This window comes from Corynebacterium tuberculostearicum (assembly GCF_016894265.1).
Classification (GTDB): Bacteria; Actinomycetota; Actinomycetes; order Mycobacteriales; family Mycobacteriaceae; genus Corynebacterium; species Corynebacterium tuberculostearicum_D.
On record NZ_CP069791.1, the window covers coordinates 2,280,168 to 2,304,687 of the forward strand.

Consider the following 24,520-nt stretch of genomic DNA (forward strand, 5'->3'; position numbering starts at 1 on the left):
GCGTGGGGATTTCTGCCACCCAGGTGGTCTTAGCACCCGGCAGCGCAGTGTTTTGCCGCGAGGAAACGGTAATCCAATTTGGCATGGATGCCACCCGCGTCGGGGTTGCGGAAACAGGAAGCGCGCTCGCCGTCGCGACGGCTTTCAACACCGCTCGCGAACCAGTGTCCCCAGAAGAACTGTCTGACCGGCTGCGTGCCGCAGGGCTTGAGGAAGCGGCGGCGCTGAGCCTCATTGAAGACGCACTGGACTATGGCATCCTCTGGCCGCACAGGGATGCCGCCGAAAAGACGGACACCATTGTCCTCATGGGAGAAACCACCTTGGCACACAGCCTTCGCGCGCGCCTTGAGGAGGATGGCTTCCAGGTGCGCATCCCGCTGGAGGAGGACAATGCCTTTTCCTATATCCACGACCTCGACGGCATGTATCCGGTCCTCGCCGTGGACCAGCTGCACTGCCCGCTGGATTGCGCGAATGCTCTTGCGGGCACAGCAACCACGTGGATTCCGGTGTCTTTGCTGGACAATCGTGGCGTCATCGGGCCGGTACGTATCCGCGGTCAAGGCCCATGCCCATTGTGTGCGCACTTGGCGCGCGTGGATATGGACCCGCTGTGGAATATCATCAGCACCCAGCTCACCCGCGTGCGCCGCACCCCAGAAGCCGTGGTGCTCGATGCGGTTGCGGCGCATACGCAAGTGATTATCCGGCGGCTGATGGGGCGGCCGCTGCCGCCGGGCGCGCCAACCGCTAAGCCGCGCCCCGGGCAGCAATGGGAAGTCGATGTCTACGGACACCACCAGCAGCGCACTGTCATAGCGCATCCACGCTGCCCCGTGTGCTTCGGCGGCAAGACCAACCTGGCTAGCTACGAACCGTACGAATAACCTCTAGCACCTGGGCACCGTAGCGCTCCAGCTTGCTAGGGCCTACGCCAGAAATGGACAACATCTCTGCCTCATCGGAGGGCAATTCCTCCGAAATCGCTTGCAGGGTGGCATCGGAAAAGATGACATAAGCCGGAACCTTTTCCTGGCGCGCAATCTGGGACCGCCACGAACGCAAGGCGGCAAAGACCTCTTCATCGCCGCCGCCTTCACAATCTTCATGGCGGCCAATGACCTTTTCCGCCGGTGTTCCCAACGGGCCAGAGCACACACGGCACCGCTTCGGGCGGCGCGAGCGAGATCCACTGCCGGAGGCATCTTCGGCCGCCGGGACGATGCCATCGAGGAAGCGGGTGCGCTCGCGCGAAGCCCGCGAGCCGGTAGTCTTCGCCAACGCCCACGACAGCGCGAGGTGCTCACGGGCGCGGGTAATACCGACGTAGAAAAGGCGGCGCTCCTCTTCTACCTGCTCGTCGCCGGCCTTGATGGCGTGGTTGATGGGCATGAGCTTTTCCGTCAGCCCCACGAGGAATACCGCATCCCATTCCAAGCCCTTGGCGGCGTGCACGGTAGCCAGCGTCACGCCTTCCATGGCTGGGGCCTGCTTATCGGTAGAGCGCCGGCGCAACTCCCCCAGCACCCCGTTGAGATCGATGCCAGGAGTTGATTCCACAATCTTTTCAATGAGCCCAACCAGTGCATTAAGGGACTGCCAGCGCTCGCGGGCCTGGGCACCCTGCGGCTCGGTGGAGCTCAAGCCCAGCTCGACAAACGCAGCCCGGGCAATCGCCACTGGGTCATCCGGCAGGTCCTCGCGGCGGGTCGCGGCGATAAGCACGCGGATAGCCTCCAGGATTTCCGGGCGGCGGAAAAAGCCCTCGCCGCCGCGGACTTGGTAGACCACTCCGGCGTCGGCAAGCGCCTGCTCAAACTGCTCCGACTGGGCATTGATGCGGTAAAGGATGGCAATCTCGGAGGCCGGCACGCCCTGATCCAGCAGGGTAAGGACCTGGCCGGCCACCTCTTGGGCCTCAATTTCTTCGGACTCATAGGCCTTGAAGGTGGGCTCTGGGCCGGGCTCGCGCATGCCCTGCAGCTCCAGGCGCGTGCCCGCCGCGCGGCCGGTGGCCTTGCCAATGACCCGGTTGGCCAGGTCCGTTACCTGCGGCGTAGAGCGGTAGTCGCGCTGCAGCTTGACCACAGTGCCGTCCGGGTACGTGCGGGAGAAATTAAGCAGGTAGTCCGGGGAAGCGCCGTTGAAGGAATAGATGGTCTGGTTAGCATCGCCCACCACGGTAAGGTCATCGCGCTCGCCCAACCAGGCGTTGAGCACCCGCTGCTGCAGCGGGGTAACGTCTTGGTACTCATCGACGACAAAGGTGCGGTACTGCTCGCGGAAGGTCTCCGCAATCGCCGGCACATTCTCGATGGCACCTGCGATGTGCATGAGCAGGTCATCGAAATCCAAGTGCATCATGTCCGGCGTGGCCTTGGACTGCTCATAGCGGCGGAAGGCCTCTGCCACCTTGGCCGGATCTGCCGGCGCACTGCGGTCCGTATTGGCGATCACGGACTCATAATCCTCGGCGCTGACCAGCGCGGACTTAGCCCACTCGATCTCCGCTAGGACATCTCGAATCATGTCCTTGGAATTATCCAGCCCCACCGAGCGCACCGCGCGGGCAACCAACGGGAATTTATTATCCAACAGCTGCCACGGAAGGTCTCCTGCTACCTGCGGCCAGAAATACTTCAACTGGCGGCGCGCCGCCGCGTGGAAGGTCTGCGCCTGCACTCCGGCCACGCCCATGGTGCGCAGGCGATCGCGCATTTCTCCGGCCGCTCGCGCCGTAAAGGTCACCGCAAGCACGCGCTGCGGGCTGACAAAACCTTGGTCGACCAAGTTGGCAATGCGATAGGTAATAGTGCGGGTCTTGCCCGTACCCGCGCCGGCCAAGATGCACACGGGCCCGCGCGGCGCCGTGGCCGCGCGCAGCTGATCTTCATCCAGCAGGGACAAATCCGGCTTAGTCACCGTGATACCACTCCATAATCATCGTGTGTGCAATTGAACCCGGACGAGGAAGCGTCAGCTCAGGCAGCTCGGCGCGCTCCACCCACCGGATTTCTTCCAATTCCCCATCAGTATGGCAGGTGGGGTGGACATCAGCCGTGCGCGCACAAAAGCCCAGCATAAGGGAGCCACTCGGCGGCCACGCCTGCGAGCCCCAATAGCGAATATCGTCCACCCTGCGCCCGGTTTCTTCTAAGGCCTCGCGTGCAAAAGCAGCCTCCGCGGTCTCGCCCGGCTCCACGTAGCCGGCGATCAGAGAAAAGAAGCTAGTACGGCGGCGATTGCGCGCCAGCAAAATCCGGTCGGTTCCGCTGAGGCGAATAAGCCCGATGACGGCAGGATCCAGGCGTGGGAAAACCATCCGGCGCTCGTCCACAGGATCGCGCCCCACGATTCCCGGTGCTGGGTAGTCCAACTTGTGGCCGGTCCGCGGATCAAAGCGCTGCTCGCGCCGATTGCGGATCAGCGCAATGGCTTGCAAAATCACCGGCTGGTCCGCAAAGAACGTCGCGCTTTCCAGCCGGCCCAGCTCGCTAGCACCGTCCTCCGGATATGCGCACGCCTGCAGGGTACCTAGGTCCACTACTGCATGCTTGCCGACGCCCCCGGGAACCTTCTCCACCAGCACCGGCTCCCCCGCTGCCGTAACCGGTACCTGGCCATGAGGGGTTACCGGGAGGAACATTTAATCCTCGTCATCATCGTCCATGACCTCAATGGGTTGCTCCATCTCATGCTTGATGTAGAGCAGGCGGTCGCCCGGCTTCAACGCGGAGGCATCCGCGGTATCCACGCGGTGCAGCTCGTTATTGCGCAGGACAGCCAGCACGATATCTGCCAGGTGGCGTGGGTTGGAGCCCACCTCGAATTCGCGCACGGCGCGCTCGGCTACGGAGAAACCCTCGTTGGGTGAGAGCAGGTCTTCCATCATCTCCACCACCGTCGGGGTGACGGTGGCCAGGCCCAGCAGTCGACCAGCCGTCTCCGCAGAGGTGACCACGGAATCCGCACCGGATTGAAGCAAGAGGTGACGGTTCTCGGACTCGCGCACCGACGCCACGATCTTGGCCTTGGGTGCAAGCTCTCGCACGGAGAGGCAACACAGCACCGCGGTATCGTCCGTGGATGGGGTAACGACGATGGAGCTGGCATGCTCTACCCCAGCGATCTTCAGCACATCCTGCTTGGTGCCGGACCCAAAGATGGTGACCAGCCCGTGGTGCTCGGCGTGTGCGAGGGACGCACGGTTGGTATCGATGACCACGATCTGGGACGACGGAACATCATCGGCCAGCAGCGCGGCCACGGCTCCGGCGCCCTTGGTGCCATATCCGATAACGACGGTGTGGTTACGCAATTGCTTTCTCCAGTTCTGGATTTGGAAAGTACGGCGGGCCTTATCCGTCAACACGGACAAGGTCGCGCCAACCAATAAAACAAGGAAGATCAGGCGGGCCGGGGTAATAAGCGTTAAGTTAATGAACCTGGCCTGCGGGGACACGGGCACGATATCGCCATACCCCACGGTGGTCAGGGACACCGCCGCATAGTAGGCGGAGTCTAATAGCGACATGTCCTCGCTATACCCACCGCCGTCCAAGTAGACCACGGTGGTCACGAAGACAACGATGACAAATGCCCACAGCACACGCTTGCCCAACTGACGCCACGGGCTGGAATTTTCATCCCCCGGCACCGTAATGACATCAATGAGCGCGTGGTCCGGCTGCGAGGACAGCTCGACCTGCGGCAAGAAGCGACTTCTAAAGCGTGACTTCATTGCCTGCGCACGTTTTTTGGCCACTAGCCCAGCCTTCTTTTCTAGTCTCGAATGATTGCTCAAGAGATTGCGCGCTTACGCAACCGCCCACATACCTTAGCCCTTGTGGTACTCAACTGACGATTCAAGGAGTTTCTTCAGCTCTGCCCCACGCGGCAGGCGGGCAGGCTCGAAGGTATATCCATCGTGCACATAATAGAACGCTGCACGAATCTTCTCCCCGCCGTGGATGCGGCGCCAGGCCTCTGCATACACCGCTAGCTGTATCTTGGCAGCATCCATGGCTTCTCCCTGAGGTGGGCGGCCGGTCTTCCAGTCCACCACCATCCAGGTGCCATCCTCCAAGCGGAATACCGCATCCATGCGCCCGCGCACCACAGACTCACCAATAGTGATTTCAAAGGGCGCCTCCACGTGCTCCGGTTGACGCTCGGCCCACTCGGAGTTCAGGAAGGCCTGCTTGAGCTCTTCCAAATCGAAGTCCTCCGGTTCATCGATGCCCGGAAGTTCTTCCTCGCCCAATAGCGCCGGGCTGCCGAAGCGGTCCTCCAACCACGCGTGGAAGGCGGTACCGCGCTTGGCATAGGAATTTGGCTTAAACGGCACGGGGCGGCGTTGCCTGCGGGCAAACTGAAGCGGGTCTGCCCGCAGCGCAACCATGTCAGAGGCGGTCAGCTCGCTGGGTAGCTCAACGTCTACCACCGGCTGTTGCAGGGCCTTGTACTCCTCAATGAGAGCGCCAGCTTCCTGCTCCCATAACTCAAAGGTTTCACCCCGGCTCAAATCTGGGAGTTCCTCCATTGCTGCAAGGACTAGGTCCGCCCCGGCGACTGCCTCTGGGCTGGCCTCAAGCGCTGGGAACTGTGCGCTCTCCCCAAAATCATCCTCGGAAGGCTCATCGGGGACGGACCACTCGACCACGTACTGCGGGAATTGCTTTTTCAGGCGCTCCAAATACTCATAAGGGCGCTTCTTCGAACTATTAGCTACCCTGTTGGTTCCCGACCCTGTCACCGTCAGGGTGGATTCGGTGCGTGTCAAAGCCACGTAGAAAAGGCGCGCCGATTCTTCAGCCTTAATAGCCCGATCCTCTGCTTCGAAGGCCTTGCAGGCCTTATTGAAATCCGACCGTTTCACCGCATCTTCTGGCAGCTCGATGTAGTCATCATCGCCTGGGACTTTATCCACGCTTCTTAGGAAGGTATCGGCTTGCGCTTTATAGCTCGAAGAATCTGCATGCACTACGCACACATGCTCCCATTCCAGGCCTTTTGCCTTATGCACGGTCATAATTTGCACGCGGTCGGTAGCGGCAGGAACCTCACCGAGTTCCAGACCGTCTTCCTTTTCTAGCGCTAGCGCGAAATAGTCCAGGAGCGCAAAGAGGGAATCACCATGGAAGCTAGCAACAATATCGGCAAATTTGTCCAAGTGCGTAGCACCACCTGCGCTTCCACGCGCTAGGACTTCGGTGCGGATATTAAACAACGCTTCAATATCGGCGAAGATGTCCACCAGCGGTTTGGAAAGAGAATAGGTGCGCAGGTGTCGCAGTTTGGCAGAAACCTCTTCCATACGGGCGAGGCCTTGCGGGGTATAGCGGTCCCTCTCACCTAGGTCGGCCAGGGCGTCGGCAAGGCCGACGCGCTGATCTGGCTCCTCAGCGGTGACATCTTCCAGCTGCGCGCGCAGGTATTCTTCCGGGTCCATTCCCGGTTCCCAGCGCAAGCGCTCCTCCCTCGCGCCGGCCAGGTTTCGTTGGCGGGAAGCAAGTGCTTGAATATCGCTAATTCCCAGGCCACAAATGGGGCCCGCGAGCACGCGCACGGCCGCAGGCAAGTCTTCTGGTCGCACGAGCATAGTGGCAATAGCTACAAGGTCCTGGATTTCTGGCTGCCACAGCAGGCCACCGAGACCGATGATTTCATTGGGTACGCCCGCTTTGTCTAAAGCCGCCGCAATTGCTGCGGATTGTTTGTTCTTCCGCACCAGAACTGCTGCGCTGAAGATATCGCCTTCGCGCTTTTCCCACTGTTTCCTAAGATGTTCGGCTACGAATTCGCGCTCGCGAGCTTCGCTGTCAAAGTAAGCCAGCTGAATCTCACCTTCGCCCTTGTGCGGTGCGGCTGAGAGCGCATCTACGGGGCGTTCACCTCCCTCGAATACCCCCTCAGCCACTAAGTTTGCCAAATCCAGCGCGCCAGAGGGGTTGCGCCAAGAGGTGGTCAACTGGTCCTTCGGAGCGGGTGTGCCCGGCGCGACCGGGAAGTCCTCCACGAAGGCAGTGAGGTTTTCAGAGGTCGCACCACGCCACCCGTAGATGGCCTGCATGGGATCACCCACAGCGGTAACGGATAGTCCTTCTTGCTCGCCACCAAAGAGGCTGCGCAGCAGCACACGCTGGGCATAGGAGGTGTCTTGGTACTCGTCTAGCATGACGACCTTATAGCGCTGGGATTGTTGCTTGCCCACCACAGGATGGTCGCGCGCTACGCGGGCAGCGACGGCCATCTGCTCGCCAAAGGTGATGACTTGTCGCTCAGTTTGTTCCTTGTGGAGGGCCTCCAGCAGCGGCACGTACTGCACGCGACGGTCCTGCGTGGCTAGGTATTTTAATAGGTCATTGCTGTACTCAGGTCCATTTTTTGGGGTCTTTTCCAGGTTATCGATATCCGCGCGGAAGTCTCGGGCGTGCTGCGCTATGTGTTCGGTGCCTTTCAGCCCATTATCGATATCTTGGCTGAATTTCAGCAGGGTCTCGGTAATCGTGGCTAGGGCGCGATCGTCTTCCAGCTGGCCGGTGTAATTGCGCACCACATCGTAGGCCAAGGAATAACGCTCGGCCTCGGTGATGATGCGTGCGGTGGGCTCCACCGGAACCAAGAGCCCGTATTCGCGAACGAGTTCTCCCGCATAGGAGTCATAGGTAGCTACCTTCGGCGCAATGTTTTCTAGCGCTTCTGTCACCTCACCGCCTGGTGGGATGAGGCCGGAATCGCGCAATTTAATCAGCTGCCGGCGGATACGTTGCTCCAGCTGTTGCGCCGCCTTACGGGTGAAGGTCAGGCCGAGAACCTGCTCCGGGCGCACATAGCCATTGGCCACCAGGTACACCACGCGCGAGGCCATAGTTTCTGTCTTGCCGGCACCAGCGCCGGCAACCACGAGTTTGGGGCTAAAGGGGCCTTCGATGACATGGGCTTGTTCCTCGGTAGGCGGAAAGTCCTTGCCCAAGGCGGCAGCGATCTGCTGTGGGGAAAAATTGCTCTTAGGCATCGGTGGTCATCCTTCCTTCTTCCTGCACGGGGCAGATGGAGCGAATTGGGCATTTATCGCAGTCTTTATTGGTGCGCGCAGTGATGCGCGGGCCACGCATCTCCTCCACCAGTGGAGGCAAGAGTGCAGCGAATTCTTCCAGGGCTTCCGGCGACTTATCGCTTTGCCAAAGCTCACCAATCTTTTTGGTGGTCGCACCCGGATACACCAGCACACCGCCCTGGCGCGGCATGCCTTCGCCGTCGTGAACCTGGTGTCCGTCAAATGCGCCATGGGCAAGCGCGAGCTGATAGGTCATCAGCTGCACATGGTCCTCGCCCTCTTTCTTAGCCGGCTTGCTTCTCCCCGTCTTGAGGTCCACCACCAAGTAATTTCCCTCTCCATCGCGAAGCAGACGGTCCATATAGCCGCCGATGCGCACCTCCTCGCTGACGCGTACACCTACGGGGATCTCCACACCGGCAAGCTCTTGATTGACCTCCGATTGGCGCGCCCATTCCTGAGCGCGGTCCAACAGGGTGGAAAACTCATCGAGCTTAAATCGCAATTGCCACTGCGGCACATCCTGAATGCGTTCGAAAGCCTCCATCACCAATAGCTTGGCCTTTTCCGCATCCATGCCGCGGCCGATGGCTTCAAAGAAGGCGTGCGCCAAAGTACCGCGGAGCAGGTGTTCCTCGGTGCTTGGGTCCTCGGCCACATTGCCGAGCACGGCCTTGAGTGGACAGTTGAGCAATGCTTCCACACGGGATGGTGACAAACTGCCGCTGGTATGCAGCGGCAGTTCAGCCGCAACGGAGCGCGCAGACCACCACTGCTCCGGGTGGGCGCCAGGGATATCGGCTGTCGCTAAGCGGGCGAGCTGGCGCGCTGCTTGTTTGCGCTCAACCTCACCGGATTCCGGATTGGTAACCACGCGGCGCAATTGTGCAACAAAGGCCGGCACGGACAGCACCGCCACATCGAGGGGATCCACCTCGAGCCCATCGCGCACTGACACGGGTGCGGGTTCGGGCACATCGAGGCCCAGCTCGCGCGGGAGTTGGGTGCGGCGCAGCGCCCGCTTTGCTTGCCGACGCGCAGCTTGACCAGGCACGTCCACTCCCCGGCCGGCGAATTCGCTGATGAAGCGCGAAGGCTCAGAGACCGTATCGCCTTCCGGGTTCTCCACAGCGGCAATGAGCAGGCGCTGTCGGTGGCGCGTGGTAGCGACATGGAAGAGTCGACGCTCCTCTGCCAAACGGGAGGCAACGTGGCTGACGGGGGTATCGGGATCAATATCGTGGTCGAGGAGATCGATGAGATCTTCTTGACCAAAGATGGAGCCGGTCTCCCCTAGCGAAGGCCAGCTTCCTTCCTGTGCGCCGGCCACGATGACGGTATCCCATTCGCGGCCCACGGCGCCGTGTGCAGTCAGGATCTCTACTGCCTGCGGAATAGCGGTGCGGCGGTCACGCACACCGGTGGGAAGTTCCTGTTCGGTGACATGCGTCAGGAAGGCGCGTAGCGAGGAATCAGGGCGGCGCTCGACGTAGTCGCCTGCGGCGTCAAAAAGCGCCATCATTGCATCCAAGTCGCGGTCGGCCTGCGAGCCGGTCGCACCTCCGCGCAGCGCCGAAGCCTGGAGGCGGCTATCGAGCTCGGTTGCGCTCCATACAGCCCAGAGAACTTCCTCCACAGAGTCCCCGGAGGCGAGTGCGTTCCGGCCGGCGCTCAGAACCGCGCGTACACGCTCCAGAATGGAGTATTCGCGCTCAGTGAGTTGTCCATTAAAATCTGGGAGCTCACCATAGAGAAGACCGCGGAGGCTATCGATGCCCCGGGTGGTGGAATCCCAGCGCCGCAGACCACGGATAAGGCGGCGCAGGGTGACGGGATCGGCACCACCCACGGGGCCGGTGAGCAATTCTTCCAACTCCGAGTTTGATAGGTCTTCCTCCAAGGCACGCAGGGCGAGCAGCACGGCGGAAACCAAACGCTGTTCGGCCAAGACGACGTCGGTAGGGCTAATGTGCACGGGCACGCCGGCGGCCAACAGGGTGCGGCGCATCTGCCCGATATCACCGGTTGAACGAACGATGACGGCGATATCGCGCCAGGGCACGTCGTCTTCTAAGTGGCGGCGGCGCACGGTATTGGCTACGACGTCACGCAGACTGCCGTCCGAATCCACAATGGAGATGCACGCCGGAGAGGGTGTGCGGTGAGGCTCGGTGAGCTCGATGTCGTGGTCAGCTGGGAAGTCCCGCAGGAAACGCGAGCTAGCACCGCGGAAGGCAAAGACGGATTGATCGGCATCGCCACCTACCACCACGAGATCCGCCTGCGGGGCCATTTCGCGAATGAGCTTGCCCGCAGTGGGATCGAGCAATTGCGCATCATCGACAATGATGGTGTGGAAGGGGTGCTCGCGCAGTAGCTGGGGGCGCTGAAGAACTGCGGTAACCAATTCCGCAGCGGAATAGGAATGGGCGCGGGAAAGAAGCTGCACGCGTTCGTACTCGCGCAGGAATTCACCCGCCGCAGACCACATGGGGCGGCCGTGCTCGGCACCGAGGCTCTCTAGGTCACCCGGTCCCAGGCCGCGTTCAATGGAACGCAAAAGGAAATCGCGCAGCTGCCGGGCGAAGCCCACATATTCCAGCGCGGGGCGCATCTCCGCGGGCCACGAGCCATGTCCGTCTTCTGCTTGGCCCGTGAGCAGCTCGCGGATAACGGCGTCTTGCTCCGCACCGGTAATAAGGCGCAGCTCCTCCTCGGCCGCTGTGCGCAGCAACGCGAATGCGAGGGAGTGTACGGAACGCACCATGGAAGTTTGTGCGGCGTAATCCTCGAGGCGTTCGGAAAGCTCGCGGCGCAGCCGGGCGCCGGATTCCTTCGAGGGAGCGATAACGAGGATGCCGGAGGGATCCGCGCCGGTCTGCCGGGCTTTATCCAAGGTATGAATGACGGTATCGATAAGGAAGCTGGACACACCGGTGCCGGCGGCACCGGTTACCTTCCAGGTACCGGATTCGGGCAGGTCAACAGGCCAACTGCGGGTCGTGGCGGACTGGGTACGGGGAACGAGGCGCACCTGCGGGGACGGTGGAAGGACCACTCCCGCACGCGCGGTGGAATGGGGGTCGTAACTCACCGCTCCAGTATGGCAGATGCCCGCGACACCAGATGCTGCTCCACCCGCTCTATGTGCGAACGCGTGTTTGAACGCGATGCGGAGTGCAGGTCATTGACATGACGGCGATATGACACCGCGCGCAACAGCAATTCCTGCATACCGGGTACGTGACTGAAGCGCTGGCAAATCCCATCATCAACAGCCTGGCCAATGAGCCCATCCACAATGACCAAAGCGGCCGTCCAGCCGGCTGGGCGCGGGGATTCACTCGGCACAATGTCCACAATGCCCGGCGGGTTAGCGCCGTGGTAAACCGTGGTGGTGAGAAGAGCGGTGTGGGCGGGGATAAGGGGGACGTCGGCAAGCAGGGCTGGGCGATAAGCCTCGCCCGTTTCCTCCCAGGCGGCGCGCTCGGCGCGAGCGAAGGCATCGCTGCGCTGCCCGTTGGGAATGGGCACCTCGGCCAGAGCCGTATCCAAGCGCAACGCCATCTGTGCGGTTTCATCAATGCGCCCGCGAACATGGCCCGGAATAAACTGGGTAGCCTTCCACCCTGCGGCCGTGTGCCGACCATCGCTAGACAGTACCGGCCGGGAAACGCGGGCCCCCTGCACGCTGAGGCGCTCGCGCACCTTAGCGGACCAGGCGGCAAACGGACCGGCCTGGGAATAGACCACGTCACCCACCTTGATGCCGTTATCCCACACCGGACCCAATTGATCGCCCTGCGCGCGGCGGGTACCAGTGGCACCGGTTTCCGCGTGGAAGGCGCTTAAAACATGCTCTGGGGGAAGCGGCATCCTTAACTCCTATTCGGGTTGGTGGGGATCCTTATTATCCGGATTCGGATAAGGCCACGGGTTCGGTGAGCAGGTCACGTCCTCATCAGGATAGACCTCGCTGGGATTGCGATCGTGCAATTTCTTGTTGTTAAGGTCCAAGGTCTGCTGCATCATGACCGGCGCCAGCTTGCCTTGGCCGCCACACGGCTGGTGGGCCGTATAGCCAATGGCATGACCCAACTCATGGTTGATGACGTACTGGCGATAATTGCCCATATCGCCTTCAAAAGGCGTGGCGCCGCGTACCCAGCGGGCCTCGTTGATAATGGTGGTGGACTCGCCCGTAATGGTGGTGTGGCAGGAGGTTTCCGTTTCAATCTTCTCGCCACAGCGCTCTGCGGCGGTGCCGAGCGAAGTCAGCTGGATGCGGGTATCCGGTTCCGCATCAGCGGCCACGTGCTCGAACTCAAAGTCCTTATGCGCGGTCCAGCCGCGCGGATCAGACAAGGTGGCCTCCACCATGGCGGCAAAAGACTCATCGCCCCCATACGGTGCGGTGTTCAGGCCATCTTCTACCTCGATGGAATAGCGCACCTTGTGCTCGCCACCCTTACCCGCGACGGCGCCAGGCTCGCCTACCTCGTGGAAGGTGCCCTTGCCCTGCTTGGTATAGGAGCCACCGGGCGGCATCTCGCTGATTTCCCGCTTCACCGCTGCAGCATCGGCAGGGTCAGGGCCCATCTTCTCCGTACTCGTTGGGGCAGCCTCGCTAGTGGCTTCCGCCTTTTCTTCAGAGGAAGAGTTGGTGGCGATATCGACGATGAACCAAATGGTCAGCGCGATCATGAGGGGGATAGCCACCACGCGCCACCAGCCATATTGACGCGCAAACCGGACCACCGCATTGGGGTGGTCCGGTGCGTGGCCCTGGCTCCGGTGAGCGTGGCGAGTCTCCCTTTTTTCCATGGGGCCTTAGGTTACCCGTTTGCATTTAAAAAAGCTGAATCAGCAGTCCTATGCGCTCGCCTTAGGCGCCAGCGAATCCCACGGCGTGCTTCTTTGCAATGCCGACCTCGACGTAGACCACGCGGTCAGTGCGCACGAGGTACTTGCGGCCCTTGTCATCTTCCAATTCCAGGGTGGAGTTATCCGCCAGGGCACTGTTGATCTTCTGCGTCAGCTCGGCTTGGTCACCTGCAGCACTAATGACCAGCTCGCGAGCGGTATCTGCGAAGCCAAACTTGATATCCATGAAGATTCCTCCTCTAACTAGAGTTTTATTGTCAATGGCCCCACTATAACCATCCCGGCTACTATCAAGGTGTGTCTGACATAAAATCCCAGCCACCGAGCTTCGCGGAACTCGGCGTTGCGGCCGAAATCTGCGATGGTCTCGCCACTCGTGGCATCACGCGTACTTTTGCAATCCAGGAATTAACCCTGCCCATCGCGCTATCCGGCCAGGACTTGATAGGCCAAGCGCGCACCGGCATGGGCAAGACCTATGGCTTTGGCGTGCCGCTTTTGGACCGCGTTTTTGATGACGCCGATATCGACGAGCTCGATGGCACCCCGCGCGCCCTCGTGGTGGTCCCCACCCGTGAGCTTGCCCAACAGGTCACCGAGGACCTGCAGGTGGCTGCCGCCCACCTGCCCGTGCGCTTAGCCTCCATTTACGGCGGCCGTCCCTACGAGGAGCAGATCAAAAAGCTCAACAAGGGCGTCGATGTCATCATTGGCACGCCTGGCCGATTGATCGATCTGCACGAACGCGGCGAACTGCAGCTAGATCGCGTGGCTATCTTGGTTCTCGATGAGGCCGACGAGATGCTGGATCTGGGCTTTTTACCCTCGGTGGAGGCTATCCTCACGGCACTCGATGGCAATGCCCACCAAACCATGCTCTTTTCCGCCACGATGCCGGGCGCAATTTTGACGCTCGCCCGCCGGTTTATGGAAAAACCCATCCATATCCGCGCCGAATCCGGCGAGCAGGATTTCACCCATTCCTCCACTCGCAAGGTCACCTTCCAGGCCCACCGCATGGATAAGGTTGCCGTCGTCGCCCACGCCCTGCAGGCCGCCGGCCGCGGGCGCACCATCATCTTCGCTCGCACCAAGCGCGCGGCCGCCCAATTGGCCGATGACCTGGCCCGGCGCGGCTTCCACGTGGGCGCCGTCCACGGCGATCTAGGGCAAAAGTCGCGCGAGAAGTCGCTGCATGCCTTCCGCACCGGCCAGGTGGACATCTTGGTCGCTACCGATATTGCCGCCCGTGGCATCGACGTTGATGATGTCACCCACGTCATCAACTATCAGGTTCCGGATGATCCGATGACCTTTGTCCATCGCATCGGCCGCACGGGTCGCGCCGGCCATACGGGCACCGCTATCACCTTGGTGGGCTACGATGAGCTGGGCAAATGGCAGGTTATTAATGATGAGCTGGATTTGGGTGAGCCGAATCCGCCGCAGTGGTTCTCCACGTCCCCAGAGCTGGCCCAGGCTCTAGACATCCCCGCGGATGTAGAAGAGACTGTCGGCCCTGAGACCAAGGTCGTGGGCCAGGTTCCTGTCCGCGAGAAATCCCCCACCCGTACCACCGCGCGCCGCGGCAGCTCCCGGCGCCGGCGAGGAGGCCGCCGATGACTAAAGCTCCCATTTTGCGCTCGACGCCCCCCGATTGGAGGGCTACCGGCATTATTGCCGTGGTCTGCGCCATCGCGGTCGGCGGGGCGGCTATTACCGCCAATATTAACCAGGCGCATCTCAGCCAAGCGGCCGTTCCTGGGGATAAGGATGCACCCGCGCTTGCCGACGTCCCCGAGGCCCTCCACGAGTCCTTCAGCCTCCCCAACGAACCGGTTCCTGGCCAATACCGGGCGGTTTCGGCGCACGGCCTGACCATCACGCACGCCGCTCACACGCTCACCGCCACGAACCCGGACGGCTCCGAGGCGTGGACTTATGAGCGCACAGATGCCGATCTCTGCTCGCTGTCGACAGCGTGGGGCAAAATCGTGGCGTCGTATGAAACCGGCGTGGGTTGCGGGGATACCGTGGCGATCGATGCCGCAACTGGCGAGTATGACAGCACCCGCAGCGCCGTCAACTCAGAGAAAGTAGTACCCGTTTCCTCCAATGACCGGGTAGGAACGGTCTCCACCGACCGGATTGATCTGTGGCGCTCCGATATGGTGCGCACCGTGGAATACGGTGACGTGGAAGCTAAGCAGGAGCCAGACAAGCAACCGCATGAAGACTGCACCATTAGCTCCGCCCTTACCCGTACCGAGAATTTGGCACTGACCGAGTCCTGCCCCGATAAACCGGGCGCCACTTGGTTGCGTTTCCAAGACACCACCCCTGATGATTCCCGTGAGCCCGATATCGCTGCCGATGTGGACATAGCCACCGACGGCGCCCGGCTTGTCGCTGTGGGACAAAAGGCCGCCGCCGTCTACCGCCCAGGACCGCACCCCACGATCGAGTCCTATGACAATAAGGGCGAAAAGCTGGACTCTACTTCGGCAGAGCCCTCTCCAGACATCGATGCAGGCGCCTCGCCGTTCGCCCCGGCAACCGCGGACCTGCCGCACCATATGACCTGGTTTGATGGCTCCCGGCTCTATCTCTTCAAGCCGAGCGACCTCGCAGTGGATCACGTGGTAGAAGATGCCATCGGCACCCCCATCGCCGTCGACGAGCACATGTTGGTGCCTACCCAAGCAGGCATTGCTGTCATGGATTGGTCCACCGGCAAAACCCTGCGAACCATACCGGTTGATCGCGGCGGCTACCACGGCCCCGTCTACCTCACCTTGGCGGGCGACACCATCGTGGAAACCCGCGGCGATCAGGTCGTGGGCCTAAGCGCCGATTAACACCCTCCGCTACAGAAAGGGCCGCGCCTTCCGGATTTACCCGGGGCGCGGCCCTTAGTGTGCGTGGCAGCGAATTTAGAAGTTTGCTGCCGCCCACTCGGTGGAAGCACGAACGAACATCAGCAGGAAGATGACTACTGCGGCGCTCGCCAAGGTCACCGCACCAAGTAGCGGCGATCCGCCGCTAAACATCTGGAAGGAGCTCGCTGCCAAGATGAGCTCCACCAAGATAATGGCTCCCCTACCCCAGCGCTTTCCTTTGACCATGGCCCAAGCACCGACGATGACAAAGCCAAAGACGATAAAGATAAATAGCGCGGTGCCCAGCCCCACAAAGCTTCCGGAGCCCGAGTCCGACACCATGGAACCATTTTCTGCGCCGGTCACCTCGCGCACAATCAGGAAGATACCGAAGCAGATGACGGCGATGGACTGAACCACGGCGAGCGCTGCGGCCACGAGGACCGGCTGTGGCGCGCCCTGCTGGGCCTTCTCCTCACGCGCCGGCTGCGCGGAGGAAACATTTTGCTTTTTGTTTACCTGCTTTTTCTTCTGCTTAGACACAAACCCACAGTCTACTCACCGGTCGAGGCCATTTCCTTGTGCGCCACTCAGGTTTCGCGGGGGCAGGGGTTAGCCGGGTAGATTTGACGCTTCTTCAGTCACCGCACTCAATGTTTTTTGGACAATGCACCAGTTCAGCGCGTTTCTCACAGGCTTCTTTCAACTCATACGTCGACCTAAATGACCCCCACACTAGTTTCATTCACGTGAGGTTGACCACAATTTCGCCTCTACCCCTAGCGGAGTCTGAGTAAACATGTCATGATTCTGGGGTAGCAAAAAGAAAGAGGACGTAAACCTCTTCTTAACTTGAAGGAAACTTCAAGTAACCACAATGTGAACCATTGGCGGCGGCGACGCTGGCCCGACCTCGAGACCGGGCCCCACTGCACGCAGACCAGTTCACACAACCACCCACCCTGGCATTGGTTGCTTTTCATTTCTCATGAAAAGCACTTGTGCTTACTGCTGTCGAATTTTTGTTAGGAGATATCAATCATGGATTGGCGCCACGAAGCTGTTTGCCGCGACGAAGACCCCGAGCTGTTCTTCCCAGTAGGCAATTCTGGTCCTGCACTTACCCAAATCGCTAAGGCCAAGCTGGTCTGCAACCGTTGCCCCGTTGCCACTTCCTGCCTGAAGTGGGCACTGGAGTCCGGCCTGGACGCCGGCGTCTGGGGCGGCCTGTCTGAAGAGGAGCGCCGCGCCCTCAAGCGTCGCCGCAACCGCGGCCGTGGCCGCGCCCGCGTTTCTGCTTAATAAGCAGCCCCCAATTTTCGTTTCGGCGCCCTTAGCCGCTACAGTTGAATAAAGTTCAGATACCCTCAACGAAGGAGTGCGCAATGAGCAAGCGTGGTCGCAAGCGCAAGGATCGCCGCAAGAAGTCCGCTAATCACGGCAAGCGTCCTGGCGCATAACGCACAGCATTACTCAAAGCCCGGTTCCCTCGGTCACTTCGACCGTAGAACCGGGCTTTTGCTATGTCAGACGCAAATCGATGTCGCCTCCTAGCTCCCCGCCTGGCCTCTCCGTGCCTTAAGTCCAATGTGATCGGGCCGAATTGAACACATTGGGGCCTCAATTCGGCCCTTCCACCCTCAATTCGGCCCGATCAGTATGGACTCAAGCAAAAAGTTGGAAGATCAGGAGACCATGACCCCACGACAGCGGGTGAGCAACAGTGCCTACCACGCCGTGTCGATGCGCGTGATCTCTACCGAAATGCGGCGGCGCAGCGCCTGCGGCGCCTTGGCTTGGCCATTACAGCAGTTACGCACCAGAGAGCGGATAATCTCCTCGCTCTCGAGGCGCTGTTGACAGAAATCGCACTGGGCAATGTGCTCGCGGATGGCGAGTGCGCGGGCATAGGTGGTGGATTCATCGAGAAGCTCGCACAGGAGGGCCTGTACCTCTGGGGAGCTACACGCACCACAGTTGTGTTCCGTTGCGCGGTCCATTACTTCTCCTCCATGTCTGGGTGTTCTAATCCAATGCCTTGTTCTCGTGCCACGTCTTTCAACGCTTTCCGGAGCAATTTTCTTCCCCGGTGCAACCGGGACATCACCGTGCCCAGCGGAGTATCCATGATTTCTGCAATTTCTTTATACGCCAAGCCCTCTACATCCGCGTAGTACACCACCATCCGGTAATCATCGGGCAGGTCATTCATGGCCTCTGAAATGGTGGCGTCCGGCATATCTTTAAGCGCTGATACCTCCGCGGATTCCAGGCCAGTGGAATCGTGCCCAGCAGTGGTATACAGCTGAAAATCGCTTAGGTCATCGGCCGAGGACTCCGTGGGGCGGCGCTTCGCCTTGCGGTAGGAGTTGATGTAGTTATTGGTCATGATGCGATACAGCCACGCCTTAAGGTTTGTACCTTGCTTGAAGGAATGAAAGGACTTATAGGCCTTGAGGTAGGTCTCCTGCACGAGGTCCTCAGCATCTTGCGGATTGCGCGTCATGCGCAGGGCACCGCCGTAGAGCTGGTCTAGCAGGGGCAGCGCTTCCGCTTCGAAGCGGCGCTGCAGCTCCTTTTCGCTGATTGTTTCTTTAGCCACAATTTCTATCCTAACGCGTAGCGTTAGGATCCCAGTCATGTCTAAAAAGTCCCCGCATGCAGCCACCCCAGCGCTCAAAGTCGTGGAAGATGCCGGCGTAGACCACCACGTCTACACCTTCGAGGCGGGCAAGGATCACTTCGGCGATCACGCCGCCGCGGCCCTCGAGGTAGAGCCGGAACGCGTGCTCAAAACCCTGGTCATCGATTTAACGGCGGGCAAAGGGTCCAAGCGGCAGTTGGCGGTGTGCGTCATCCCTACCACCCACCACCTGAGCCTCAAGAAGGCCGCGGCCGCCCACGGCGTTGCTAAGGCCGCCATGGCGGATCCGCATGACGCGTCCAAGTCCTCCGGATACATCCCGGGCGGCATTTCCCCGCTGGGACAGAAGAACCCGCTGCCCACGGTCGTTGAGGAAACCGCCGTCCTTTTCGATACTGTCTTCATCTCCGGCGGGCGCCGCGGGCTGGATATCGAGCTCAATGCGGAGGACCTCGCAGAGCTGTGCTCTGCTAGCTTTGCTGATCTACTCGCCGAGTAGCTCCGGATAATCGTTGGATACGCTGCCCACAGCCTTGTCGGCGGGGTGAGTGTGGAAGCCACGCAGGGGCGTCGGCAAGAGCAGCTCAGCGGCTTCCTCGGGGCTGCCCTCCAGCCAGGTACGCATTTCTTCGGCCGCCAAGAAGCGTGGCAGGCGGTGGTGCAGCCACTCCATTTCTTCCGTGGCGGCGGTGGTGACAATCGTGGCGGACAGGCGGTCCAGGCCGGTGTCCCATAGGCCCGCCGCCCACAACAGGCCCTCCTCCGCGCGGACGTAATAGGGCTGCTTGCCGCCTTCTTCCTGGTGCCATTCGTAGTAGCCGTTCATGGGGATAAGGCAGCGCTGCCCCTTAAAGGCATGCCGGAAGGAGGGTTTGGTGGCCACCGTCTCCGCCCGGGCGTTAAACAGCGGCGGGCCGTCCAGGTCCTTCTTCCAGTGCGGCAGCAGCGCCCACCGCGCAGGGTCGACTTGGGCGAGGCTTTCGTGCACGCGCACCATCGCCACCGGCTGGGTGGGCGCAATATTGTAGCGCGGGCCTGGGGTACCTTGTGGGGCGTGGACCTCAGTAACTCCGGGCAGTGCGCCCACTTCATCGAGAAGGGACTCGGTAAAAAGAACGAATCTTCCGCACATGCCCTCTATTATGGACGATATGTCTCAACCTTGGTCCGCCCCGCAAGCGGCAGGCCCCATTACGTGGGCCCAACACGTGCCGGGCTCGAAGTCTCTTACCAACCGCGCCTTCATCTTGGCGGCGTTGGCCGATGCCCCCTCTACCCTGCGCGCGCCGCTGGTCTCGCGCGATTCGCAGCTGATGGAAAAAGCGCTGGAGTCTATGGGCGCGCGCTTCGAGCACGATGGCGAGGATATCCACGTCACCCCAGGCCCGCTCAGGGGCGCGACGGTGGATTGCGGCCTGGCCGGCACGGTCATGCGCTTTATCCCACCGGTAGCTGCCTTGGCGGACGGCGCCGTGCTTGTCGACGGCGACGAGCAGGCCTACGCCCGCCCCATGTCCACCACTCTGGACGCGCTGCGCCAGCTCGGCGTGGAGGTGGATGGCGATAGCTTGCCCTTTACCGTGCGCTCGCACGGGGTACCGGAAGGCGGCGAGGTTACTATCGACGCCTCTGGCTCCTCGCAGTTCGTCTCCGGACTCCTGCTGGCCGGTGCGCGCTTTGCCAAGGGCATCACCGTCACCCACGAGGGCGGTCCCCTACCGTCCATGCCGCACGTGGAGATGACCGTAGGCATGCTGCGCCAAGCCGGCGTACGCGTGGATTCCGGCGAGAATACGTGGACCGTGCACCCTGGCCCGATTGCCGGGCGGGAATGGGCAATCGAGCCGGATCTCTCCAATGCCACGCCCTTCCTTGCCGCCGCTGCCGTCACCGGCGGCCGCGTGACCATTAAGCGCTGGCCTGCCAATACCACCCAGCCGGGCGACGCCATTCGCCATATTCTGGTGGATATGGGCGTCATGGTCACCCAAGAGCCGGGCTTTGTCACTGCCAAGGGCGCCAAGGACGGCGCGCTGCAGGGCATCGAGCGCAATATGGGCGATATCGGCGAGCTCACCCCCACCGTCGCGGCGTTGTGCGCCCTGGCGGAGACCCCCTCTACCCTCACCGGCATTGCGCACCTGCGCGGGCACGAGACTGACCGTTTAAAGGCGCTGGCGGATAATATCAACGCCCTCGGCGGCAAGGTCACCGAGCTTGCCGACGGCCTGCATATCGACCCCGCCCCTCTCCACGGCGGCGAGTGGCCGTGCTACGCCGATCACCGCATGGCCACCGCGGGTGCGATTATCGGCCTGCGGGTACCGGGCGTAGAGGTAGAAGACATTTCCACCACCGCGAAGACCCTGCCTGGCTTCGACCGCATGTGGGAGACGATGGTGGACCCCGAGCAACAGGAGAGCAATGGCTAGGCGTTTCGGTTCTTTCGATGAATCCGACGTGCGCGTGCGCCCCGGCAAAGGCTCGCGGCCGCGTACCAAGGACCGCCCCAAGCACAAAAATGCCAAGTTCGGCATGGTCATCACCAAGGACCGCGGACGCTGGGGCGTAGCGCTAGACGACGGCCCGCGGGTCACCGCCATGCGCGCCCGCGAGCTGGGCCGCACCGCCATCGAGGTGGGCGACCGCGTGGGCGTCGTGGGCGATACCTCCGGCAAGAAAGACACCCTGGCGCGCATTGTGAAGCTGGAAGAGCGCACCTCCGTCCTCCGGCGCACGGCCGATGACACCGACCCTTATGAGCGCATCGTGGTGGCGAATGCGGACCAGATGCTCATCGTCACCGCCGTGGCCGATCCGCCGCCGCGCTCCGGATTTGTTGAGCGCGCCCTGATCGCTGCATTCGTGGGCAATATCCACCCCATCCTGTGCTTGACCAAGACCGATCTCACGGACCCTGCTCCCTTCGCGGCGGAGTTCGCCGATCTCGATGTCACGGTGGTGGAAGCCGGCGTCGACGACGGGCTCGAGGCGGTGCGCCAGCACATCGACGGCCACGTCACCGCACTCATCGGACATTCCGGCGTGGGTAAATCCACCCTGGTCAACCGGCTGGTACCGGATGCGGATAGGGAGACAGGGGAAGTATCGGGCGTCGGCAAAGGCAGGCATACCTCCACCCAATCTGTGGCGCTCCCCCTCCCCGCCGAGGATGCATTCACCGGCGGCTGGATTATCGATACCCCCGGCATTCGTTCCTTTGGCCTCGCACACGTGGATGCCGATGACGTGCTTGGCGTCTTTGAAGACCTTGCCGCCGCCATCGAGGACTGCCCCCGCGGTTGTACGCATATGGGCCCGCCTGCGGACCCAGAATGCGGCCTCGATGATCCTGCGCTTATCTCCCCTGATACCGCCAGTGCGCGGCGGCGCGACGCGGTGCGCGGCCTACTCGAGGCCCTGCGCACCAACGTGGAGTGGGAAAATTAGAGGTGGAAGCCGGTATCGGCCATAACTCCCAAAATGGCATCCACGATGCCGAAGAATACATCGAGGATCTGGCCCCAGGTGCCCTGGGACGAGGTCTCTAGCAGCGCCAGCCACGGGGTGGTGGGCACGGCGTCGGCAGCCGCATCTGCAGCTGGGGTGGTATCTGCCAGTGCGGCAGGCGCGGCGATGAGGGCTGCGCCCGCGGTAACGGTGGCCGCAGCGAGGTTCTTGAAACGCTGAGTCATGTTTTCTCCTTGAGTTTTAGAGCAATTCTACGAGGAAAGGGAGTTCGGTGGGGTGATAAAAGGCCATGAACTTATCCAGTGCATCGCCCACGGCCAGCTCCGCATCTTCATCGCCCAAGTCTGCGGTATCGATGGCCTCGATGGCCCTCGCGGTGGTTTCCTCGGACTCCGCAATATCCACGTGGATGGACGCTAGGTCATCCTTGCTGAACTGTGCCGGCTTAAGCTCTACCACCGGCTCGCCCATATCCGGGCGCGGGGTAAGGACAGAATCATCCAAGTCTACCGAGATAACCACGCGGCGGTGCGGGAACTTCTCCTCATCGCCGATGGCCAAAAGGCGCATGGAGGCCATAGAGGCCTCGAGGAAGGCCGAGTAGGCAATTTCTTCTTCATCGCCCTCGGTATAGAACTCCTGCAGCGCAGGGGTCACCATAAAGCCCCAGCCGGAGCGCGCGGACAGCGAGCCGGTTTCTTCCAGTTCCGCCAGCATGGCGTAGGTCGCAGGGATGTAAACGCGGGCTTTAGCCACTAAAACTCACCTTCAATATCGAAGACTGCCTGGATTTCAACGGAGACGCGGTCAAAGCTGGTGTACAAAAAGCCCACCATGCCGGATTCCACGGCGGCGCGCACGTTGAGGATGGAATCATCAACCATGACACAGTCATTGAGCGGCAGTTCTAGGGCATCCGCTGCCGCTTGGAAGGCTGCGACCTCAGGCTTTTCCGCCCCCACCTCGCCGGAGAGAACAACTGCGTCGACGTTTCCGCGGTACTCCCACTCGCGGATGTGCTCCGCGCCTGGTCCGCCTGGGTCATTGGACAGGATGGCGGTTGCTGCGCCATTTGCCTTGGCGGCGGCCAGCAGCGCCTTCCAGCGGCGGTTGTCTTCTTCGGTGCCGTCAAGGACGCCGACATAGTCAACGATTAGACCACGCATGTACTTAAATCCTTTGGTTACGATTCTCTTTAACTCCCCGAGAGTATAGCGAACCGCGCGCTCATTCGCGCCCACCCCTTTCAGGAAACCTTCAGAAATGGCGGGGTTGGGGCGGGCATGAGACAATTATCACGCGTCCGCCTCCTGCCCTTATTCAGGAGCACTACTTCCCCACCATGTACGAGCCCATTCCTGGCTACTCGCACCTCAAACTCTTCATTGCGCCCCACCGTGTGCGCTACGGCCGCTTGCCGACGTCCGCGGAAGTCGCCGCCCAGCACCGCATCCAAGGCTGGGTAGTCTTCGCGCTGGAGGTAGCCGCCGGCTATCGCCCGCTAGCCCATCTCAATTCCCCGCGCTATTCGGATGCCATCCGCCTGCACATTGGATCGTGGGTACGCCGGCGCACAAGCCCCTATGCCACGGACAGACTGCAATTAACCAGCCTGCACGCGCGGCCCAATGGCGAGTACTTTGGCTCCGCCTACATAGGCCAACAGCAGCATGCATTTACGGGCTCGGCGAGCCCCACCGGTTTAACGTCATTCCGCTTGCTCTAACTCAGCGGGCAGGGCTTGGCGCCTAGGAGAAGAACTGACCCAGGTGAGAAAGGATTTCGGACCAGTCGAGTGCGGACCATCCGAATCCGGCGGCGCTGGTCAGCGCCGCTAAACCGGTGGCTAGGAGGCCACCTTCGAAGGCGGATAGACCGGAATGCTCGTTCGCCGTCGCATCCGCGGGCACGGTTCCCGCAGCATGGTGCGAGACGGCGGCCTGCTCCAAGGGTGCATTGACCTGCTTGGTGATGGTGACAATATCGTGCAGCGCCGCCGCATAGGAAGGGAACTCATCCGGGAAGGCGGAGCCAGTTTCCCCGATGGTCGGCAGCTGGCTACTTTGAGAGGTAGCCGCGTTGCCGGCGGGGGCCTGCGGCAAGTCCTTGGTAAACTCGCCCAGCTCGGCGCGAATTACCGCCTGGGCATAGTTGGCGCCCAGCATGTCGAGGTAATCCAATACGGCCGCTTCGGTGTACTGCTTGCCGTCTAGGGATTGCGTCCGCTCCTCTGGCTCCCACGGGAAGTCCAGTGGAGTGGAATAAATATTGCCATCGGTGCGCGCGGTATTGAGCCGGGCTTTGCCAAAGTAGTACTCGAAGGCGGCATCCGCCTTTTCCTGAGACAAAATTCCATCGGCCACCAATGCTTCCTTGCGCTGGGTAGCAATAGCCAGGATGGCCGCAGCCGCGTTATCCTGCTCAATCTTTTCGCCCGAATCCAAAATGATGCGCAACGAGGTGGCAGAATCACGCTGCATCTCATAGGCCACGGCCGGCGTGGCGCCACCGAGCAAGGTGGCAGACAGGAGCGTCGTAATACCGAGACGCAGAGAGCGGCGGCGCATCGTCAGTGGAGCT

25 protein-coding genes are annotated in these 24,520 nt (G+C 61.4%); 9 read left to right on the top strand and 16 right to left on the bottom strand.

All coding sequences use genetic code 11. From position 1 onward, the window contains the following. Positions 1–2 precede the first annotated feature (2 nt). Positions 3–890 (top strand): hypothetical protein, encoded by an 888-nt coding sequence (locus tag I6J28_RS10900; protein WP_204609880.1) that lies wholly within the window; start codon positions 3–5, stop codon positions 888–890. On the opposite strand, the gene I6J28_RS10905 is transcribed toward I6J28_RS10900, so the two are convergent. The 8 genes from I6J28_RS10905 to I6J28_RS10940 form a co-directional block, all read right to left on the bottom strand. Then, on the bottom strand, positions 868–2,925 hold the full coding sequence (locus I6J28_RS10905; protein ID WP_204609881.1) for an ATP-dependent DNA helicase UvrD2: 2,058 nt from the start codon (positions 2,923–2,925) through the stop codon (positions 868–870). The two genes, I6J28_RS10900 and I6J28_RS10905, sit on opposite strands and share 23 nt — an antisense overlap. Further along, a complete protein-coding gene (locus I6J28_RS10910) occupies positions 2,918–3,649 on the bottom strand; it encodes an NAD(+) diphosphatase (protein WP_204609882.1) in 732 nt (243 codons plus the stop codon). Before I6J28_RS10910 ends, I6J28_RS10905 begins: the two co-directional genes overlap by 8 nt. Next, positions 3,650–4,768, bottom strand: a complete 1,119-nt coding sequence (locus tag I6J28_RS10915; protein ID WP_430516381.1) for a potassium channel family protein — start codon at positions 4,766–4,768, stop codon at positions 3,650–3,652. It lies immediately after the preceding gene. Between the two features lie 72 nt (positions 4,769–4,840). Continuing rightward, the gene (locus I6J28_RS10920) at positions 4,841–8,020 is read right to left on the bottom strand and encodes an ATP-dependent helicase (RefSeq protein WP_204609884.1); all 3,180 of its coding nucleotides are present in this window, start codon (positions 8,018–8,020) and stop codon (positions 4,841–4,843) included. Next, on the bottom strand, positions 8,013–11,120 hold the full coding sequence (locus I6J28_RS10925; RefSeq protein WP_204611461.1) for an ATP-dependent helicase: 3,108 nt from the start codon (positions 11,118–11,120) through the stop codon (positions 8,013–8,015). The genes I6J28_RS10920 and I6J28_RS10925 overlap by 8 nt, the downstream gene beginning before the upstream one ends. Before the next feature lie 32 nt (positions 11,121–11,152). Next, complete coding sequence (locus I6J28_RS10930) at positions 11,153–11,938, bottom strand: hypothetical protein (protein ID WP_204609885.1); 786 nt, start codon at positions 11,936–11,938, stop codon at positions 11,153–11,155. A gap of 9 nt (positions 11,939–11,947) precedes the next feature. Beyond that, positions 11,948–12,886, bottom strand: a complete 939-nt coding sequence (locus I6J28_RS10935) for a DUF3152 domain-containing protein (protein WP_204609886.1) — start codon at positions 12,884–12,886, stop codon at positions 11,948–11,950. 61 nt (positions 12,887–12,947) lie between these two features. Further along, a complete protein-coding gene (locus I6J28_RS10940) occupies positions 12,948–13,172 on the bottom strand; it encodes a DUF3107 domain-containing protein (RefSeq protein ID WP_005322370.1) in 225 nt (74 codons plus the stop codon). 71 nt (positions 13,173–13,243) lie between these two features. On the opposite strand from I6J28_RS10940, the gene I6J28_RS10945 reads away from it, so the two are divergent. Next, positions 13,244–14,569, top strand: a complete 1,326-nt coding sequence (locus I6J28_RS10945; RefSeq protein ID WP_204609887.1) for a DEAD/DEAH box helicase — start codon at positions 13,244–13,246, stop codon at positions 14,567–14,569. Continuing rightward, the gene (locus I6J28_RS10950; protein ID WP_204609888.1) at positions 14,566–15,804 is read left to right on the top strand and encodes an Rv3212 family protein; all 1,239 of its coding nucleotides are present in this window, start codon (positions 14,566–14,568) and stop codon (positions 15,802–15,804) included. The genes I6J28_RS10945 and I6J28_RS10950 overlap by 4 nt, the downstream gene beginning before the upstream one ends. A 75-nt stretch (positions 15,805–15,879) precedes the next feature. On the opposite strand, the gene I6J28_RS10955 is transcribed toward I6J28_RS10950, so the two are convergent. Beyond that, positions 15,880–16,368, bottom strand: a complete 489-nt coding sequence (locus I6J28_RS10955; protein ID WP_204609889.1) for a hypothetical protein — start codon at positions 16,366–16,368, stop codon at positions 15,880–15,882. 498 nt (positions 16,369–16,866) lie between these two features. Between I6J28_RS10955 and I6J28_RS10960 the strand changes: the two genes are divergently transcribed. Together I6J28_RS10960 and I6J28_RS12030 are read left to right on the top strand one after the other, a co-directional pair. Next, the gene (locus tag I6J28_RS10960) at positions 16,867–17,127 is read left to right on the top strand and encodes a WhiB family transcriptional regulator (protein ID WP_204609890.1); all 261 of its coding nucleotides are present in this window, start codon (positions 16,867–16,869) and stop codon (positions 17,125–17,127) included. Positions 17,128–17,210: 83 nt separating this feature from the next. Beyond that, entirely contained in the window at positions 17,211–17,285 is a 75-nt protein-coding gene (locus tag I6J28_RS12030) for a 50S ribosomal protein bL37 (protein ID WP_100067784.1), read from the top strand. A 267-nt stretch (positions 17,286–17,552) separates the two neighbouring features. On the opposite strand, the gene I6J28_RS10965 is transcribed toward I6J28_RS12030, so the two are convergent. Next, positions 17,553–17,825, bottom strand: a complete 273-nt coding sequence (locus tag I6J28_RS10965) for an anti-sigma factor (protein ID WP_005326557.1) — start codon at positions 17,823–17,825, stop codon at positions 17,553–17,555. Then, positions 17,825–18,427 carry a sigma-70 family RNA polymerase sigma factor gene (locus I6J28_RS10970; RefSeq protein ID WP_200436091.1) on the bottom strand — a complete coding sequence of 201 codons (603 nt, stop codon included), beginning with the start codon at positions 18,425–18,427 and terminating at the stop codon, positions 17,825–17,827. Before I6J28_RS10970 ends, I6J28_RS10965 begins: the two co-directional genes overlap by 1 nt. 37 nt (positions 18,428–18,464) lie before the next feature. On the opposite strand from I6J28_RS10970, the gene ybaK reads away from it, so the two are divergent. After that, complete coding sequence (gene ybaK, locus I6J28_RS10975) at positions 18,465–18,968, top strand: Cys-tRNA(Pro) deacylase (protein ID WP_204609900.1); 504 nt, start codon at positions 18,465–18,467, stop codon at positions 18,966–18,968. Here the strand turns inward: ybaK and I6J28_RS10980 are convergent. Beyond that, positions 18,954–19,601, bottom strand: a complete 648-nt coding sequence (locus I6J28_RS10980) for an SOS response-associated peptidase (RefSeq protein ID WP_204609902.1) — start codon at positions 19,599–19,601, stop codon at positions 18,954–18,956. The genes ybaK and I6J28_RS10980 overlap by 15 nt on opposite strands. Here I6J28_RS10980 and aroA point away from each other — a divergent pair. Both aroA and rsgA read left to right on the top strand, forming a co-directional pair. Beyond that, complete coding sequence (aroA, locus tag I6J28_RS10985; protein ID WP_204609904.1) at positions 19,600–20,901, top strand: 3-phosphoshikimate 1-carboxyvinyltransferase; 1,302 nt, start codon at positions 19,600–19,602, stop codon at positions 20,899–20,901. The genes I6J28_RS10980 and aroA overlap by 2 nt on opposite strands. Then, positions 20,894–21,919 carry a ribosome small subunit-dependent GTPase A gene (gene rsgA, locus I6J28_RS10990; protein ID WP_204609906.1) on the top strand — a complete coding sequence of 342 codons (1,026 nt, stop codon included), beginning with the start codon at positions 20,894–20,896 and terminating at the stop codon, positions 21,917–21,919. The genes aroA and rsgA overlap by 8 nt, the downstream gene beginning before the upstream one ends. Here rsgA and I6J28_RS10995 read toward each other — a convergent pair. The 3 genes from I6J28_RS10995 to I6J28_RS11005 are packed head-to-tail and all read right to left on the bottom strand — an operon-like array spanning position 21,916 to position 23,106. Further along, positions 21,916–22,164 carry a hypothetical protein gene (locus tag I6J28_RS10995; RefSeq protein ID WP_204609908.1) on the bottom strand — a complete coding sequence of 83 codons (249 nt, stop codon included), beginning with the start codon at positions 22,162–22,164 and terminating at the stop codon, positions 21,916–21,918. The genes rsgA and I6J28_RS10995 overlap by 4 nt on opposite strands. A 16-nt stretch (positions 22,165–22,180) precedes the next feature. Continuing rightward, on the bottom strand, positions 22,181–22,696 hold the full coding sequence (locus I6J28_RS11000; protein WP_410493204.1) for a DUF6912 family protein: 516 nt from the start codon (positions 22,694–22,696) through the stop codon (positions 22,181–22,183). After that, entirely contained in the window at positions 22,696–23,106 is a 411-nt protein-coding gene (locus I6J28_RS11005) for an HAD-IA family hydrolase (protein WP_204609910.1), read from the bottom strand. Before I6J28_RS11005 ends, I6J28_RS11000 begins: the two co-directional genes overlap by 1 nt. A gap of 176 nt (positions 23,107–23,282) precedes the next feature. Here I6J28_RS11005 and I6J28_RS11010 point away from each other — a divergent pair, with 176 nt between their 5' ends. Further along, positions 23,283–23,666, top strand: coding sequence for a hypothetical protein (locus I6J28_RS11010; RefSeq protein ID WP_204609912.1), 384 nt, complete (start codon positions 23,283–23,285; stop codon positions 23,664–23,666). A gap of 22 nt (positions 23,667–23,688) precedes the next feature. On the opposite strand, the gene I6J28_RS11015 is transcribed toward I6J28_RS11010, so the two are convergent. Then, positions 23,689–24,507: a hypothetical protein gene (locus I6J28_RS11015; protein WP_204609914.1), complete on the bottom strand. Its 819-nt coding sequence runs from the start codon at positions 24,505–24,507 to the stop codon at positions 23,689–23,691. Positions 24,508–24,520: the final 13 nt, after the last annotated feature.